Annotated in this window: 18 protein-coding genes; 11 read left to right on the top strand and 7 right to left on the bottom strand. The window is 37.3% G+C overall.

The annotated features are described in order from the left end of the window. Positions 1-41: 41 nt before the first annotated feature. From H9635_RS15780 to H9635_RS15760, 5 genes are all read right to left on the bottom strand, one after another. Entirely contained in the window at positions 42-755 is a 714-nt protein-coding gene (locus H9635_RS15780) for a YfjL-like protein (protein WP_191701271.1), read from the bottom strand. Next, a complete protein-coding gene (locus H9635_RS15775; RefSeq protein WP_191701270.1) occupies positions 752-1342 on the bottom strand; it encodes a zf-HC2 domain-containing protein in 591 nt (196 codons plus the stop codon). The genes H9635_RS15780 and H9635_RS15775 overlap by 4 nt, the downstream gene beginning before the upstream one ends. Next, entirely contained in the window at positions 1339-1830 is a 492-nt protein-coding gene (locus H9635_RS15770) for an RNA polymerase sigma factor (protein ID WP_191701269.1), read from the bottom strand. Before H9635_RS15770 ends, H9635_RS15775 begins: the two co-directional genes overlap by 4 nt. A 500-nt stretch (positions 1831-2330) precedes the next feature. Then, on the bottom strand, positions 2331-2975 hold the full coding sequence (locus tag H9635_RS15765; RefSeq protein ID WP_191701268.1) for a YfbR-like 5'-deoxynucleotidase: 645 nt from the start codon (positions 2973-2975) through the stop codon (positions 2331-2333). Positions 2976-3165: 190 nt separating this feature from the next. After that, on the bottom strand, positions 3166-3354 hold the full coding sequence (locus H9635_RS15760; RefSeq protein ID WP_191701267.1) for a putative motility protein: 189 nt from the start codon (positions 3352-3354) through the stop codon (positions 3166-3168). 304 nt (positions 3355-3658) lie between these two features. Here H9635_RS15760 and H9635_RS19505 point away from each other — a divergent pair, with 304 nt between their 5' ends. The 7 genes from H9635_RS19505 to H9635_RS15725 all read left to right on the top strand — a co-directional run bounded on the left by H9635_RS19505 (position 3659) and on the right by H9635_RS15725 (position 10554). Further along, positions 3659-4417: a LysM peptidoglycan-binding domain-containing protein gene (locus H9635_RS19505; RefSeq protein ID WP_191701266.1), complete on the top strand. Its 759-nt coding sequence runs from the start codon at positions 3659-3661 to the stop codon at positions 4415-4417. Between the two features lie 84 nt (positions 4418-4501). Continuing rightward, positions 4502-5041 carry a superoxide dismutase family protein gene (locus tag H9635_RS15750; RefSeq protein WP_404828880.1) on the top strand — a complete coding sequence of 180 codons (540 nt, stop codon included), beginning with the start codon at positions 4502-4504 and terminating at the stop codon, positions 5039-5041. A 260-nt stretch (positions 5042-5301) separates the two neighbouring features. Further along, entirely contained in the window at positions 5302-6315 is a 1014-nt protein-coding gene (locus H9635_RS15745; RefSeq protein WP_191701265.1) for a TAXI family TRAP transporter solute-binding subunit, read from the top strand. 100 nt (positions 6316-6415) lie between these two features. Continuing rightward, entirely contained in the window at positions 6416-6922 is a 507-nt protein-coding gene (locus H9635_RS15740; RefSeq protein ID WP_191701264.1) for a DUF1850 domain-containing protein, read from the top strand. Then, positions 6915-8930, top strand: coding sequence for a TRAP transporter permease (locus tag H9635_RS15735; protein ID WP_191701263.1), 2016 nt, complete (start codon positions 6915-6917; stop codon positions 8928-8930). Before H9635_RS15740 ends, H9635_RS15735 begins: the two co-directional genes overlap by 8 nt. 174 nt (positions 8931-9104) lie before the next feature. Beyond that, positions 9105-9242 carry a hypothetical protein gene (locus tag H9635_RS15730; RefSeq protein WP_191701262.1) on the top strand — a complete coding sequence of 46 codons (138 nt, stop codon included), beginning with the start codon at positions 9105-9107 and terminating at the stop codon, positions 9240-9242. Between the two features lie 199 nt (positions 9243-9441). After that, a complete protein-coding gene (locus H9635_RS15725) occupies positions 9442-10554 on the top strand; it encodes an amidohydrolase (RefSeq protein WP_191701261.1) in 1113 nt (370 codons plus the stop codon). 304 nt (positions 10555-10858) lie between these two features. On the opposite strand, the gene H9635_RS15720 is transcribed toward H9635_RS15725, so the two are convergent. Further along, positions 10859-11566: a Fe-S oxidoreductase gene (locus tag H9635_RS15720; protein WP_191701260.1), complete on the bottom strand. Its 708-nt coding sequence runs from the start codon at positions 11564-11566 to the stop codon at positions 10859-10861. Between the two features lie 110 nt (positions 11567-11676). Between H9635_RS15720 and H9635_RS15715 the strand changes: the two genes are divergently transcribed. From H9635_RS15715 to H9635_RS15700, 4 genes are all read left to right on the top strand, one after another. Continuing rightward, complete coding sequence (locus tag H9635_RS15715; protein WP_191701259.1) at positions 11677-12102, top strand: DUF4395 domain-containing protein; 426 nt, start codon at positions 11677-11679, stop codon at positions 12100-12102. A 362-nt stretch (positions 12103-12464) separates the two neighbouring features. After that, the gene (locus tag H9635_RS15710; RefSeq protein WP_191701258.1) at positions 12465-13739 is read left to right on the top strand and encodes a polysaccharide deacetylase family protein; all 1275 of its coding nucleotides are present in this window, start codon (positions 12465-12467) and stop codon (positions 13737-13739) included. Between the two features lie 17 nt (positions 13740-13756). Beyond that, positions 13757-14266 (top strand): sigma-70 family RNA polymerase sigma factor, encoded by a 510-nt coding sequence (locus H9635_RS15705; protein ID WP_318245222.1) that lies wholly within the window; start codon positions 13757-13759, stop codon positions 14264-14266. A gap of 3 nt (positions 14267-14269) precedes the next feature. Next, entirely contained in the window at positions 14270-15340 is a 1071-nt protein-coding gene (locus tag H9635_RS15700; protein ID WP_191701257.1) for a S26 family signal peptidase, read from the top strand. Between the two features lie 26 nt (positions 15341-15366). On the opposite strand, the gene H9635_RS15695 is transcribed toward H9635_RS15700, so the two are convergent. Continuing rightward, on the bottom strand, positions 15367-16335 hold the full coding sequence (locus tag H9635_RS15695) for a DMT family transporter (RefSeq protein WP_191701256.1): 969 nt from the start codon (positions 16333-16335) through the stop codon (positions 15367-15369). Positions 16336-16353 lie beyond the last annotated feature (18 nt).

The raw sequence follows: 16353 nt of genomic DNA, 5'->3' as shown, positions 1-16353 counted from the left end.
AAAGTACGTTCGACAAAAAAAGTCAAATGTTTTGAACCGTTTTAATGAATATCATCTATTGTAACTGGCACATTCGCCTGAAACTCTATATTGTACTTTCTTTCATAGTAAAGGGATGCATAGCCCTCTTTTTTGCCGTCACGGTTATCAATTTGTTCATCCATATAAATAAAAACAGTATCATACTTAATATCATCTGCGTCCAACACAGATTGAATTTCTTGAACAATTTTTATAAATTCTTCTTTTGTTTCACCTTTATATAAAGGAAACTCCATTGTAATCGAAGGTGGAACGATAACATTTACAGTTGGAGTCCACTTCGTTTGCGAAAATTGATTCGGTACATCGATAGAGTAAAATATGTTACCAATCGGAAATGTTTCTAATAAGTTTTTTATATATTGTGAACCTTGATCGCTCCAGTCATTCGATTTTGTTTCATCCCTTGAATCATAATGCATCATCTTAGCCTCAATCGTATTTGGTACATATTTAGGCCCTACTTCAAATGTATAGTTCCAATAATTAGGTTCTTCATTGAAAGTTACATCAAAATCATAGGTATTAAATTTAAAATTATAGGAGCCTTTTTCTACACGAAAACTGGTATTTGGATAATATTCGGTTAAGTATGCCTTTATCGTAGATTTAGCAATTTGTTTTGAAATGAAATTGCCGTTAAATTCGTTATAACCGAACAGTACGGAACCTGTAATAACGAGGGCCAATAGAATTGAAAGCCACTTTTTCATATCGAATCCTCCTTGTTAAAAGCTTGAATAAGTAGTTTGACAACGATAATTCCCAGAACAGTAAAGATCGTGTGAATAAAAGCGGTAAATAGACCACCCAAAGTAATTTCCCATAAAAGTGAAAGGGTAGAGGCGTGGTAAATGATTTGGTCAGCATACCAATTCGAATAGGAGCCGAAAGAATCAATTGTTGTATAAATTGACCAAATAAATACAGGTACGAATGCCAACAATAGCGTGAGAATTGTATGACGATAAAAGTAAAATGTTACAATCCCTAAAATAAAATAAGACAAAATAAATGTGAAGCTTTCATTTAACAATGAAGTGTTTATAGCAAAGACAAAAGAAAGAATAACGAACAATAACTGATAAATCGTAAGTTTTAAATGTGCGTGCTTAATCATTTTTGAAGCAGCCTTTTTAGGTGAAGGTAGAGCCGGTAATTCTTCCATTGTGGCGGAAGTTAGCTTTTGGCAATTTGGGCAACTGGCTAAATGTTGCTCAATCCATTGTTTTGTTTCAGGCTGGACAAGATTTTCTTCATATAAAGGCAACAAATCCTCAGTAATTTTACATGAATTCATAACAATTCCTCCTCTCGTTGTAGCTTAATTTTTTGCCGATGAAAGTTAACACGTACATAGTTTTCGCTTAGCTCCAGCAGTTCACCAATTTCTTTAAAACTTAGTTCACCAATAATTCGAAGCAATACAATATCCTTAAATGGAGGACCGAGCTGTTCAATCTTTGACAGGAGCCGTTTTGATTCATCTTTTAATTCGATGAGTTGCTCGGTAGTAAATAATGTAATCGACGGTTGTGCCTCCATTTTGGATGCTAAGCTCTTTTCATAACTTTTTTTGCGGTAATGCTTTTTCAACAAATTATTTGCAATATGAAAAAGCCATGTCGATAGTGCCGCTTCACCGCGATATGTATGGATCGATTTTGCTGCTTCGTAAAAAACATCCTGTGTAAGATCTTCAGCGATGGCTGAATTGGATGTTTTAATATAAAAATAAGCGTATATTTTCGGTTGCAGCTCCCGATATATCTGTTCTAGCGCATCCACTCAGTTCACCTCACAAAATGATGTTTATTATTATAGTACCTTCATAATAGAATTCGTTACAAAAAAGGAAAAAAAAAGCTCATCGCCATAACATGGGGTTGCTTTTCTAATAAGATTTCACTTTGATTGGTGGGCTGCGGCAAGACAGCGCTAAAGCCACGTGATACGTGTCTTAATCACGGCCTTTATTGCCGTTTGCGAGGCCCACCAATCCCAAAATTTTTCCCTCGTTATAAAGTGAAGTAAAAAACACCTCATCAAGCCGCTTGCGCTATCGCGAGGCGGCAACTTTGTCATCCTTAACTTACGGTGATGAACGAATAAAATTCATAAATTTAATGTTTTTTAGGTCAATAACGGAAATTCCTTCCTTTATTTTTACTATTTTTTATTTTATTTTTGAAATAAGGGAAATCCGTTCCTCTATTTATCCTCGTTACGCAATTCGCGTGATGAGTCCAAAAAAAAAGCCTTCCTTATATTTCGGAAGCCTTCTGTCGTTAGTCGTTATGTTGCTGTAGAATATTTTCTGTTAATAAAGCAATATCAATCACCGTTTTTTCCGTCACAACATCTGATAAAATTTCATTGCGGAAGTATGCAACAGATACCGGTAAATTAATTAATAGGAGCTTACTTAATGCACTTTCATACATATAGACAAATTCCTTATCGGTGTTTCCACGCTTAAGCTCTGAAAATGACTCATAAAACTGATCAAGCTTATCAGAGAATTCAAGTAAACGACCTTCAATCGTCTGATCTTTACCCTCTTTCATTCGATCAAAAAATACATCCTGCAAATCAGGTGGTATTTCTTCTAGAATAAACTTTTCCATCATTTTCTCTTCGACATGGGCAAGCATTTGTTTTAACTCGACGCTCGCATGTTTGACCGGTGTCTTTATATCTCCAATAAATACTTCAGCGAAATCATGATTGATTGTTTTTTCGTATAAAGATTTCCAATCAATTTTACTCCCTGCGCGTTCCTCTAAAGTTGCAAAAAACATCGCATATTGAGATACCTTCCATGAATGTGCCGCCACGTTATGCTCTTCAAATTTAAAACGTCCGGGACAACGAATGATGCGTTCTAAATCATTTAAACTTGTAAAAAATGTATGGATACCTATAAGAATCACTCCTTTTAGTTGATACCTTTACTGTACTATTAGTTATACCCGAAAAGTAAATTTATAAAAGTAATTAATGAAACTTTAACATGACGTTTACAGAGTAAAGCTGAGAAAAGATTTGTAAAAATATATTAATATGACAAGGAAATAGAAAAAGCGCTCATTGAAAAAGTTCAAGAGCGTTTTTCTTTTTAGCCTAAACTTGGACGTCAATCGATTGTCCTTTATAAGGATGGGCTGCTGGAACTGCCTGAGATTGGGGTAGTGTTTCCATCATTTGAACAGCAGTGGCTGTCCCCATATTCATTGCTTTGTCAAGAATGCTTAATTGCACTGTTTGCTGTAAAGATGCAACTTGAGCTGCCATCATAGAGCTAATTTCCAAAGTAATCCCTCCTTTTCTTTATTATCGACGAAATTGGAAAATGTTGAGTTGAATGTAGTATTTGTAACATGCCTGCAAACAAAATGGCAACTTCTATATCTAACTTTGTTGTTACTCCGCAAAAAAATGATAACTCTATGTATAATTCCCTTCAATATTAGTAATAATTATCCAAAAGCTCTGAAATATGCTTGTAATGGAGGGTTCATGGAAGCGACATAAAATTGCAATGTATTTGCGGTAAATTTGGAGCAGGGTGAAAATGAGTAAATTTAGTTGCTAAGAATTTGGAGGGAAAGAAGATTTGAGACATAAAAAACTATTAGTATTTTTATTGGCTGGAGTAATTGCTTCAAGTGGAGTTTTTACAAATGAAGCAGCTGCCTACACAATTGAATCGGATGATACGCTTTATAGTATTAGTCAACAATTCGAGACGTCCGTCGCAGCTTTAAAAGAAATTAATAATTACCCGAATGATGTAATATATGTTGGTCATACAATGGATGTTACAATAGAAGATCCCCTATATACAATTGAACAAGGGGATACATTATATAGAATTGCATTAGAACATGATGTTACGGTGGACCAATTACAGGAATGGAATGGTCTCAATTCAAATATGATTTATGCGGGTGATACACTCGCTGTTTCCGGACCTTTGGAAGAGGAAGTGGCGGCTAGTGAAGTTAAAAGTGCATCAGGAGAATCCAGTTGGACACCGCCAGAAATAGAGACGCCGACATATTCAGGTGAAGCACCTAGTGAAGGAAAAACAATGACTGTTGAAGCAACAGCATATACTGCATATTGTGAGGGCTGTTCCGGCACAACCGCAAATGGTACAAACTTACGTGCCAATCCTCATTTAAAAGTAATTGCGGTGGACCCCCGCATTATTCCATTAGGTACAAAAGTTTGGGTGGAAGGTTATGGTGAAGCCATTGCTGCTGATACAGGTGGCGCAATTAAAGGCAATAAAATCGATGTATTCATCCCAAATCTAAACAGTGCCTATGAATGGGGACGTCGTACAGTAACGATAAAAGTTTTAGATTAATACTAAATGAGCCACTCACTTTTGGGTGGCTTTTTGTATATTTGCCCTCCTTAATTGAAATACTAGCTTCAAGGAGGAGATATTGTGCGAATTATAATCTTATTTTTAAGTGTATTCATGTTAGGAGGATGTAACTTCTTTCAAAAAGAAAAGATTCCTGTAAGTGCACCTGAAGCATTGTCGGCAAAGGCAATTATGTATGATACGAATGAAAAGCTGGTTGGTGAAATTGTTTTTACGGAGACAACTAAAGGAGTGGAACTAACAGCTATTTTAAATAGTTTACCTCCAGGTGACCACGGAATCCATTTACATGAGTTTGGTAAATGTGAACCTCCTAAATTTGAATCAGCGGGAGCACACTTTAATCCAACCGATAAAAAGCATGGGGTGGAGAATCCTTCAGGGCCACATGTTGGTGACTTACCGAATATAACTGCGGATGAATCTGGTGAAGTACATTTAAACTTTATAACGGCTGATTTCACACTAAAAAAAGGCGAGAAAAATTCTTTATTTGATGAAGATGGCACGTCTGTCGTTATTCATGAAAAAGCAGATGACTATAAAACAGATCCATCCGGTAATTCGGGAGCACGTATAGTTTGTGGTGTAGTTGAATAAAAAACTAAAATTCTATATAAAGAAATATCATGTGCATTCCGTACATGATATTTTTTTATGGAATAAAATTTATCAAATATAAATATCAAATAACTTATTCATAAATATCTCTTTAGTGAAAAACTACATTTCACAGCATTTTGACGGTTTTATTAGAATAATATAATTATTTGAAAAATGAGACTTTTGAAATATTAATTGACTTTTGAATATTATTCTATGTAAAATGTATCCATATTAGGTGTAAAGGGGGAAATTTTATGTTCAAATCTAAAAATATGCTATTCGTATTAGTACTAAGTGTATTTATGTTAGTGCTAGCTGCTTGTGGCAGTGATGATGAAGACACATCTACAACTGATACTGGGTCTAACTCAGGTGATACAGCAACGGAAGCGGATTATGGTGATGTTAAATTTTTAAGTATTTTAACAGGTGGTACGCAAGGGACTTACTATCCATTAGGTGGTACGTTTGCGGACTTAATCACAACTGATACTGGGGTAAAAACAACTGCGGAAGTATCACAGGCTTCTGCTGCAAATATGACGGCGTTAGCTGATGGCAAGGGAGAAATTGCCTTCGTTCAGACAGATATCGCATACTATGCAACACAAGGTACTTTAATGTTTGAAGGGCAAAAAATTGACTCTGTAGTAGCATTAGGTGCTTTATATCCAGAGACAGTTCAATTAGTAACATTAGCTGATTCAGGTATTAAAACGTTTGCAGACTTAAAAGGTAAAAAAGTTTCTGTAGGTGCACCAGGTTCAGGTACTTATGCAAACGCTGAGCAATTATTAGAAATCCACGGTTTATCAATTAAAGACGATATTCAAGCGCAAAATTTAGACTTCGGTGAATCAACTGATGGTATTCAATCAGGTCAAATTGATGCAGCATTCATTACAGCTGGTTACCCAACTGGTGCTGTAGAAGCGTTAAATGCAACAAATGGTGTAACTATTATACCGGTTGAAGCAGATAAAGCAGAAGAATTAATCGCGAAATACCCATACTACGCAGTGGATAAGATCCCTTCAGGCACATATGGTTTGGAATCTGATGTCCCAGCTGTATCAGTAGGTGCGATGTTAGCGGTTCAAAAAGACCTGCCAGAAGATTTAGTATATGCCATGACGAAAGCTATTTATGACAACACGGATAAAATTGGTCATGCTAAAGGCGAATTCATTAAAGCTGAAACAGGCTTAGACGGAATCGGTATTGAAGTTCACCCAGGTGCACAACGATACTTTGATGAAGTTAAGTAGTAACAAGAAACAAGGGCCTCTGTTGCAAAAAAATGCTTCAGAGGTCTTTTATATCTATACCTTATTAGTGCAAGGGTGTCTTTTTAAGCGGGGGATCTAGATGAAAAAGTGGTTATTAATAATCCTTGCTTTATCCGTTAGTGCGCTTTTTTTTATTCCTTTTGAGCGCAGTATCACTTTTACGGAGACTAAAACTGAACAACCGGAGCAGTTTTTTTTGCCGTTAAAAAACGAAGATACATTTCAACTCGTCTTTACGCATTCCATTCATTTAACTGATGTGATAGAAAGTTATGAAGTGCTTCCTACCAACAATCTTCAATTACTCTCAATGGAATATTCGGATGTGGCTATCGGTATGCCAAGTTATGCGGAGGAAGGGCAAACGCTTCACTATGAAAATGGCGTCTATACCCTTAAATATATGGACGCAAAATTAAAAGAATTTACGCTACATATTGGGGATGTCGACTATAAATTGGATCTCCAGCATAAAGGTAGAATTATACCTTTAAAGGAGCAATTAGTACGTGGGAAATCCTATTTGATAAAAGTGAAAAACTTGTCTTTATATGACAAAATGAAAGGAGTCGAATTAAATGACTGATAAAAAAATGGCAGGAACTTCAGAGGAATTAAACGAAGCGCTTACGCTAAAACAGCAGCAGGAGTTACTGGAGAAATACGATATAGAATCGAATCAGCGTAACCCGCAAAATATTATGAAGCATTTCATCTATTTTGGTTTACTGGCATTTACACTGTTCCAATTGTACACAGCCATATTCGGACAGTTTCCAGCTCAAATTCAGCGTACAGTGCACATAGGATTTGCTTTAACTTTTGTATTTTTACTATTCCCGGCAAGTCGTAAGCTATCAAAACGCTCCATTCCATTTTATGATTATATTTTAGCAGCTATAGCTATTTTTGTTGGAAGTTACTGGGTGTTGAATTATGACCGACTTGTTCAAAGTTTAGGGAAGTTGGAAACATTAGATTTCGTTGTGGGGCTTTTAGCAATTATTATTGTGTTGGAAGGGGCACGTCGAGCGGTAGGATTACCAATCGCCATTATCGCCGGGCTGTTTTTACTTTATGCATTTTATGGTCAGTACATGCCGGACTTTATGGCACATCGCGGACAAAGCTTAGATAGCATTGTTAACTTAATGTACTTCTCGACAGATGGTATTTTAGGTACACCGCTAGCAGTATCTTCTACATTCATTTTTGCTTTCCTGTTATTCGGTGCATTTCTTGTTAAAACAGGTGTAGGGGAATATTTTAATGATTTAGCTATTTCACTCGCAGGTAAATTAGTAGGTGGTCCAGCTAAAGTAGCGATTTTTTCATCTGCATTACAAGGAACAATTTCAGGGAGCTCTGTAGCCAACGTAGTAACTTCAGGTTCTTATACAATCCCTATGATGAAACGTCTTGGTTATAATAAAAACTTCGCAGGTGCTGTAGAGGCTTCAGCATCCACTGGTGGTCAATTGATGCCTCCGATTATGGGAGCAGCCGCGTTCTTAATGGTTGAGTTTATTGGACGTGGAATAACGTATTGGGATATCGCCAAAGCAGCTGCAATTCCGGCATTACTATATTTTGCAGGGATCTGGATTATGACGCACTTTGAAGCGAAGCGATTAGGTTTACGTGGTCTGACGGATGATGAAATGCCGGACCGCTCGCATGTATTAAAGAAAATTTATTTATTAGTTCCAATCGTGTTAATTATTGTACTGATGATGTCAGGCATACCGGTAATTCACGCTGCCCTTTATGGGATCTTAGCATGTATCATTGTAGGTTTTATTAATCCTGATGTGAAGTTCGGCTTTAAGGAAATCATTGACGGGCTGGTTGATGGTGCACGTTCAGCATTAGCAGTAGCAGCAGCAACGGCATGTGCCGGAATTATTGTAGGGGTTGTTGTAAAAACTGGTTTAGGACTATCTCTTGCAAACAGTTTAGTTAAACTGGCAGGTGGTAGTATTATTATTACATTGTTCTTCGTAATGATTGCATCATTAATTTTAGGTATGGGTGCACCTACGACAGCAAACTATGTAATTACATCAACAATCGCTGCTCCGGCAATTATTGCGTTATTGGCGCCAGATGTACCAGCAAGTGCAGCACCAATTATTGTTGTATTATCAGCACACTTCTTTGTATTTTATTTCGGTATTATTGCAGATATAACACCACCAGTCGCGCTCGCCGCCTTTGCAGCATCGGGTATATCAGGTGGAGATCCGATTCGTACAGGTGTAAACTCGGCTAAACTGGCAATTGCTGCCTTCATTATTCCATATATGATCATCTTCTCACCGGCATTGCTAATGATTGATGTAACAATCTGGCAAATTGGTTGGGTAGTATTTACGGCATTAATGGGTATGATCGCAATAGGTGTTGGGGTTATCGGTTATTGGTATCGTTCGGTAAATTGGATTGAACGTATTGTTTTATTAGCTGCGGGTCTAGCAATGATTTACCCAGAGTCAATGACAGATACATTAGGTTTAGCTGTCTTTGTAATTATGTTTATTATTCAATGGATGACAAGGAATAAAAAAACAACATCAAAAATAGCGGTTTCTTAAAATACGGAAGAGCGTTTGAATATTAAATTCAGGCGCTCTTTTAATTTATCTCAAAATAAGATGGATTTAATACTATTTATGCATATACAGCTAATAATAGTTGATTTTATAAAAAATCCATTATATTATTTAAATTAACTAAAAATTCTAATAATTAAAAAGAGGTGGATGTGGATGACAACAATTTTAAAATCAATGCTTGAGACATACTTGTTCGATGAAGAGATGGACTTCGAATCAACGGAGCAGCAAGAGGTGTTGGAAAATGAAGAGCGTACTCAATACCCAAATGGATTTTTCTCAAGCCTATAATATAATTTTTGATATGCATAATTTTTTCAGAACTTACCGGTGTCTATCCAATTAAGCAATTAGGATAGATACCTTTTTAATTTTACGCGAGCATTGAGACTTTGGCAGTTGAAGTTTCATTTTATTGGGCAGTAATAATGTAGATTATAAATATTGTACTGTATAATAGGGATACTAAATAATATTCGAGGTGCGTTTCATGTTAGCAGTAGATTCAACGGAGCAAATGATTTTTGATTGGTTTCAGTATTTCCATGCAAATCCTGAAATAAGCTGGAAGGAAGTTAATACGACAGCTAAAATAGCTGAAATATTAGATGAGATGGGCGTAAACTATAAAAGGTTTGACGATGTGACAGGGCTTGTCGCAGAAATTGGGCAAGGTGACGAGACAGTCGCGGTTCGTGCAGATATTGATGCACTTTGGCAAGAAGTAGACGGCGTGATGCAGGCGAACCATTCTTGTGGACATGATGCAAATATCTCAATCGTTTTGGGGGCGCTCTATGCATTAAAAAATGAATCGTTAAAGAAGAAAATACGATTTATTTTTCAACCGGCTGAAGAAACAGGTGGTGGAGCGTTAGCAATGATTGAACGCGGTGTTATAGAAGATGTAACACATTTATTTGGCGTGCATTTACGTCCAATGGAAGAGCTCCCTTTAGGGAAAGTTGCTCCGGCCATTTATCATGGGGCTGCTGCATTTTTATCAGGAACAATTACTGGAATTGATGCACATGGTGCTCGTCCACATCAAGGGAAAAATGCGATAGATGTAATTGTAGCGATTCAGCACATGTTGAAAAATATTCATATTGACCCATTTGAAGTGTATTCCGCTAAGTTAACGAAGATTGTAGCGGATGGCGGAAGTGTGAATATTATTCCGGGCAATGCAAGCTTTTCGATTGATGTACGTGCTCAAAAGAATGAAGTCCTGACAAAAGTGCAAAACTACGTGGAAAAAGGTTTAAAGCAAATAGCAGAGATGTTCGATATTGATGTTGCTTCTGACTGGTTAGATGTCACACCGGGTGCAGAAGTATCTAAAGAAGCGGCTGCTTTAGCGGAGCGCTCAATTATTGAAGCATTGGGACAACAAAGTTTAGCAGAAGCAGTCGTAACACCGGGCAGCGATGATTTCCATTTTTATACGATAAAAAATCCCCAATTGAAGGCAACGATGATAGGGGTCGGTGCAAATCTAGGACCGGGTCTTCATCACCCGAAAATGTCGTTTGATGAAAAGGCATTAATTGATGGAGTGAAAGTAATAGCCACGACATTAAAAAATTGCGCAAATGAATAATGAGTTGAAGCGATGCTATGAAATGTAGCATCGTTTTTTGTTTGGAAGAAGCGGGGGGTAGTGGATATTAGAAAAGTTGAAGCGGATATTAGATAACTTGGAATGTTTATTAGAAAGTACTTTGTATTTATTTGAACTTTTGACCACTTTATTAGCGCATAGGCAAAGTTTATTAGCAACTCAAAAATTTATTAGAACTTTTCAGATTTTATTAGAAAAAGCAATTCACTTATTAGAAAACATCTACGCTCCGACACCCTTAAATTAAAAAAGTGCCGTTATTGAACGACACTTAAATTATCTATTATTTTATCGGACAGAATCCACAAGCCATTAAGCCTGGAATATCCTTCGAGAAGCAACAGCTTTTTCTAACTGGCTGATTAATTAGTGCAGATGGACTTTTTCCGCCTGTGTAATTTAAAAACAATGATTTATCTGAGAAGTAGCGCCAAACCTCTTTTCCTTCTAGCAATTCCAAATCCTCAAAGGCGCGGTCTGCCAGTGCCGGGTTTTCGAGCAATGTATGGTAATGCCAAAGCATATAGCCGAAAATATTCTCCCATAAAATTAGTGGCGAAATTGTCGTCGTTTTACGTAACTGACCAATAATGACCGATGCTTTATATAAAATATCGGTAACCACACGCTCACGTTCATCATCTTCCACATAGCGGAAATCGTTCGGATTGATATACATACCAAGTGTATGAATCCCATACTCCTGAACAATCGCAAATCTTAAATTTTCAGGCTTGCCATCCCAGACTTCATCATAAGTTGTCAGCATATAAAACTGCATTGCCACAAACATGCCGTAGCGACGACCGAAGTGGGAAATTGCTGCAGTTTCGGTTGCGGCATTTGTTATACCCATCATTAAATTACGAAAGTCAGTTAAATAAAAGTCTTTATGTAAATTGGCTAATGTAAATAATGGACGGTCTGGTTCCTCTGTAAAAATACTGTATGAATTTAATTGTCGAACTTGATCGTATGAAAGTGCAGGCATTCCAATCACCTTTTCTTAAAAATTGTTTACTTTTACTATAACATTTCTCTTCACAAACGAGTGCAAAAACGCTACTATAAACTAAACATATAAGAAAGGTTGGTTTTAAAATGAAACCTATTTCTATTCCAAGACCGTTAGTTCGAGTAAATCAATGGACTATTTTTCTTTCTGTCATATTAACATGGGTGACGGGACAATACTGGCTTTTAGCAATTCCTTTAATAGCGAATTTACTTGGTATCTTTACTGGATTTAATCCGATTATGCGAATAGCCAGGTTATTTTTAACGAAAGATTTAAAATCCTATATTCCTGAAGATGTTGCTCAGCAAAAGTTTAATTCGACGATTGCTAGTATTTGTTTAGCAGGGGGATTACTAGGATTTGTATTCCAACTTCCAATCGTTGCCTATAGTTTTACAATAATGGTGGCAGTAGCATCATTTGTTGCGATTTTAGGGTTTTGTGTAGGTTGCTTTATTCATTTTCAATGGAAACAGTTCCAATACCGTCGTTCTATTAGAAATACTTAAAAAGTTTTTGAATTATATTGACAATGATAGTGATAATCATTATCATTATAAATGTAGCAAGAGCTTATTTGTAATACAGTACAAATAAGTCTGAGCTAACCGCTTTCTCCAGGAGCTAGTTAGCTCAGAAAATATTATTCTAAACCCCCTCATTTAGAATGTAAGTTTGACAGTGTGTCAGACTCTGAGTTTTTCACCCTTTATTTTTCATCTAGTTTACTTCCTTTTTGGAAGACCCGTTACCCGTATCAGCAAATTGATACGGGTATTTTTGTTGCAAAAAAAAAATAAAAACTTTTGAAACTAATTTTGAATTTTTCCGTCTGTACGTTGCTTTAAAAGAAAAGCTAACGGAGGAAATTATGAAAAAGGTTATTACTGTAGGGGTATTTGCTGCTTGTGTATTATTGATAGCAATTCAATATAAAAGTTTTGGTCAAAATATCGAAAGGGCTGTCGCTAATGAAAACGACGTTGTTCAAGTGGGTAATGAATTTCAAATTGAACAAGCGACACATCTGTTTGAAAAAGTTCTTCTTATAGAAGAAGCACAGCCAATTTATATAAAAGAGAAGGCACTTGTTGAAATTGGAACTGTGCAGCCAGGTGCATCTTTTGCCATTGCAAGTGAAGATGAGCTTTTTTATGAATTGCGGTTCGGTAAAATAACGACATTTATAAAAAAGGGAAGTGCAACCGTTGAAAAACGGGAAATTCAAGCATTACTTAATAAAGAGGTGACAGGTTCAGTCAAGGCAGACGAAAGAGTGGCTGTTTATGAAGAAACAAGCTTTGATAGCGCGGTTATGCTTCAGCTTGAACAAGGATTTCGCTTTCCGATAGTGGGAGAAATAGGGGATTGGTTTATTGTGAAAATTGGCGAGCGTGCGGGTTATATACATAGTCAATCAGTTGAAATAGATGAAGGTATTCCGGTTTTAGTGTATCATCATATTTTACCGAAAGAAGAGATGGTGACAGAGGCGAGTACTGTTTCGGTTGAATCATTTGAGCAGCAAATGGTCTTTTTGGCCGAGGAGCAATTTGAAACAATTACAACAGCACAGCTTTACGATTATTTGGAAGGTCGCCAAATTCTTTCAACCAATTCGGTACTTATTACTTTTGATGATGGTCTTCTATCGACGAAGGAGTATGCCTACCCAATTTTAAAGAAACATGGGTTTACAGCAGTACAGCATATTATCTCCTCTCGAACGAATCGTTATGAAGGCGAGCAGGTTTTTAATAGTGAAGGACCACTTCAGTTTTTTACGGAATATGAGATGGAACAATTAGCAGATGTATTTTATTATGAGGCTCATACAGATGGTTTGCATCGCCTCAATAGTGAAACAGGGCTTGGTGTAGCACTTGAACTGTCGGCTTCTGAAATTGCAGCGGACTTAAAGCGAAATGTTGCGACGCTTAAAAATGCGACATCGTTAGCGTATCCTTTCGGTCATTATAATGAAGAGATGGCTAAAGCGATGAAGGAAGTCGGGCTATTAATCGGCTTTACGACAAATGAAGGCTATGCAAATATTGAGCAATCAAATTATGAAGTAAATCGTTTTGGGGTAACAGAAAAGAAAACATATGAACAGTTCACTTCCTATGTAAAGGGGGTGTTCTGAAAATAGATAGATAGAAGGTGTTAATAGCTAATATGAAAGATTTTGATGCCATATTAGATGAGCATACGCGTTATTTAGTGCGCATCGCGTATTTGTACGTGAAAAATTGGGCTACCGCCGAGGATATCGTACAGGAAGTATTTGTGACATACTATCAAAAGAGTGATCAATTTCGCAACGAATCATCATTGAAAACGTATTTAACTAAAATGACTGCCAACCGGGCAAAAGACTATTTACGCTCGTGGAAACATAAAAAGGATGTTTTCTTCGATACGGTTTTTGCACAGACAAAGGGTGCGGATGAAGAAATCATACAAAAACAGCAGCTCGCTTCTCTCGAACAAAAGTTATTCCAGCTACCACTGAAATACCGTGAGCCACTCATTTTATATTATTATAACGAGCAGTCGATTGCGGAAATTGCATTATTTTTAGAGCTTAATGAAAATACGGTGAAAACGCGTCTGCGCCGAGCAAAGCAACAATTAAAAGAGTTTTTTAACGAAGAGGAGATGGAGGGATGATGCATGGATCCATTTAAAAAGCAGCTGGAAGACATGATGGGTGATACAAACTTGCAGGAAAGCCGAATAAAACAGCGTGTAAAAAATGATTTAACGACACCAAAAACAAAGCGTTCATGGCATGTGCAAGTAGTGACAGCAGCGGTTGCAGCGGTTGCGGTATTCCTATTTATGACAGCAGCTCCTTTTACCCAAAATTCAGCAAATGAAGGGCGGGGTGTCCCTTATGATCCGCTTGATGATTTGGCGCAAATCGCTACCCTTCAAAAATCAAAGCAACTTTCTACAATTAATTATGATGCTTTTGCACAGCTACCAGTGCTTGAAGAATTAACAGATTTACAATATATCGATAAAGATTCCTTTTCAATTGCAGGGAAAGAGGAACTTTATCATACGGTTATTGAACGACAATCTAATTTATTTGATGAAGTCGTATATAAAGCAGGCGATATTGTTCGAACGATGACAAATACGAGCAGTCATTTGCCTATTTATGAAAATGCCTACTATGAAGTGATCGCTGTGCCGGGAGACCGGGTCGTTTTGCAGAACGGCAAGCTAACAGTGAATGGTAAGCCTGTCCAATCGGAACTAATGGCATTGTATGAGGAAAACGGCAATACGATTGCAGGCGGCTATGACCAATTATTAAATGCACGAGAATATTTTTTAGTAAATCATTTCCCAGCTGAAAATACTTTGCAGGCAGGAACGATTACCGCTGTGCATAAAATTTATGGGGAAGTAGTAGGGTTGGCTCAGCAAAATAAGACGGATTCCATTTATTTTGAGTTATCAAATGACTATACACCGGACCAATATTTCGATTTATATTTATATGACCAGATTTTTGGAGAAGGAACAATGAGTGAAAGATTGTCCGCCCAAGATAGTGCATTTCCGCATGCCAATCGCTTAGGGGAGCTGTTTTTAGAGGCGTCTTACCGCAGTGTTACGTATCTATCCGACACAGAAGTAGAAATTCGCTACCAATATGGTCGTGAAGGGGTAGGGGAATATGTATTTAAAATGTATAAAGATCAGACAGGCGTATGGCAATGGGGATTATAAAAAATGGGTAGTGACAAAAACTGTCGCTACCCATTTTCGTTTTTCAGCTGTAATCTTTTTCTATTTACTAGTACTGTATGATAACTATGAATGAGCAATCCAATGATGATGACAGCTAAACCTGCTAAAGCGAGAGGCTTTGGTAACGGGGCATTAAGTAACATCATTTCACCCATTACCACAAAAAGAACTTGGATGGATTGGGTTGCTTCTACAGCGGCAAGTTTCCCTTGGTCATGTCGTACGCGGTCAGTAGCGATAAAAAATAATACAGTAGCAATTACACCGGATGATACCGCCACAAGAAGTGATTGGTACAGTTGACTGGCAGATGGTAAACCAACTGTAAAGAAAGCATAAACTGCGAGTAGTACCCAAATTGGTAAAGAAGCAATTGTCATACCGAGCACACGTTGGAATGGATCAACTCTTCCGCCGCAAAGTGCCATCATTTTTCGATTGCCGAGTGGATAAGCAAAGGCAGCTATAATGACAGGAATTGTTCCAAGAAGTAGGCTTTGCGTTGAAACAGTTTGTGCTTGTGGGATTTGTATCATAAAAATACCGATCAAAATAATACCCGAAATACTTAACGATATCAGTGGTATCTTTGCCCGAACTTTCTTTCCGTCAATGGTGGAAAGGAAAAGTGGTGCAAGAAGTAGACCAGCTACAATGGTAAATTGCCATGTACCCGATACGAGCCACCCGGGTCCATACGCAGCAGCAAATGTAAGAGGGGCATAAAATAGTACAAAGCCTATAAAACTCCATCCAACCCATGCAACGGGGCTTTCCTTCATTTCATTTGATAAAATCCGAAATCCATTTTTCCCTCGAATAGCCACGATTGCTATTAAAAAGGGGACCATAAAGAAGTAACGAAGGGAAGAACTCCAAAGCCAGCTGCCTCCCTCCAGTTCCATGGAACGGTTTAAAATAAACGTAACAGCAAAAAATAATGAAGCTAAAATGCCAATGAATATCTCCTTCATTTCACACCACCTGAATAG

Origin of the sequence: Solibacillus faecavium, from assembly GCF_014836905.1 — a bacterium.
Classification (GTDB): domain Bacteria; phylum Bacillota; class Bacilli; order Bacillales_A; family Planococcaceae; genus Solibacillus; species Solibacillus faecavium.
This window is presented reverse-complemented; position numbering and strand designations above follow the sequence as displayed.

Bases quoted from the DNA above. Each gene is read 5' to 3' on its own strand.
- H9635_RS15725 (WP_191701261.1), top strand. From the start codon at position 9,442: ATGTTAGCAGTAGATTCAACGGAGCAAATGATTTTTGATTGGTTTCAG.
- H9635_RS15735 (WP_191701263.1), top strand. From the start codon at position 6,915: ATGACTGATAAAAAAATGGCAGGAACTTCAGAGGAATTAAACGAAGCG.
- H9635_RS15780 (WP_191701271.1), bottom strand. From the start codon at position 755: ATGAAAAAGTGGCTTTCAATTCTATTGGCCCTCGTTATTACAGGTTCC.
- H9635_RS15710 (WP_191701258.1), top strand. From the start codon at position 12,465: ATGAAAAAGGTTATTACTGTAGGGGTATTTGCTGCTTGTGTATTATTG.
- H9635_RS15775 (WP_191701270.1), bottom strand. From the start codon at position 1,342: ATGAATTCATGTAAAATTACTGAGGATTTGTTGCCTTTATATGAAGAA.
- H9635_RS15720 (WP_191701260.1), bottom strand. From the start codon at position 11,566: ATGCCTGCACTTTCATACGATCAAGTTCGACAATTAAATTCATACAGT.
- H9635_RS15715 (WP_191701259.1), top strand. From the start codon at position 11,677: ATGAAACCTATTTCTATTCCAAGACCGTTAGTTCGAGTAAATCAATGG.
- H9635_RS15695 (WP_191701256.1), bottom strand. From the start codon at position 16,335: ATGAAGGAGATATTCATTGGCATTTTAGCTTCATTATTTTTTGCTGTT.
- H9635_RS15700 (WP_191701257.1), top strand. From the start codon at position 14,270: ATGGATCCATTTAAAAAGCAGCTGGAAGACATGATGGGTGATACAAAC.
- H9635_RS15740 (WP_191701264.1), top strand. From the start codon at position 6,416: ATGAAAAAGTGGTTATTAATAATCCTTGCTTTATCCGTTAGTGCGCTT.
- H9635_RS15745 (WP_191701265.1), top strand. From the start codon at position 5,302: ATGTTCAAATCTAAAAATATGCTATTCGTATTAGTACTAAGTGTATTT.
- H9635_RS15730 (WP_191701262.1), top strand. From the start codon at position 9,105: ATGACAACAATTTTAAAATCAATGCTTGAGACATACTTGTTCGATGAA.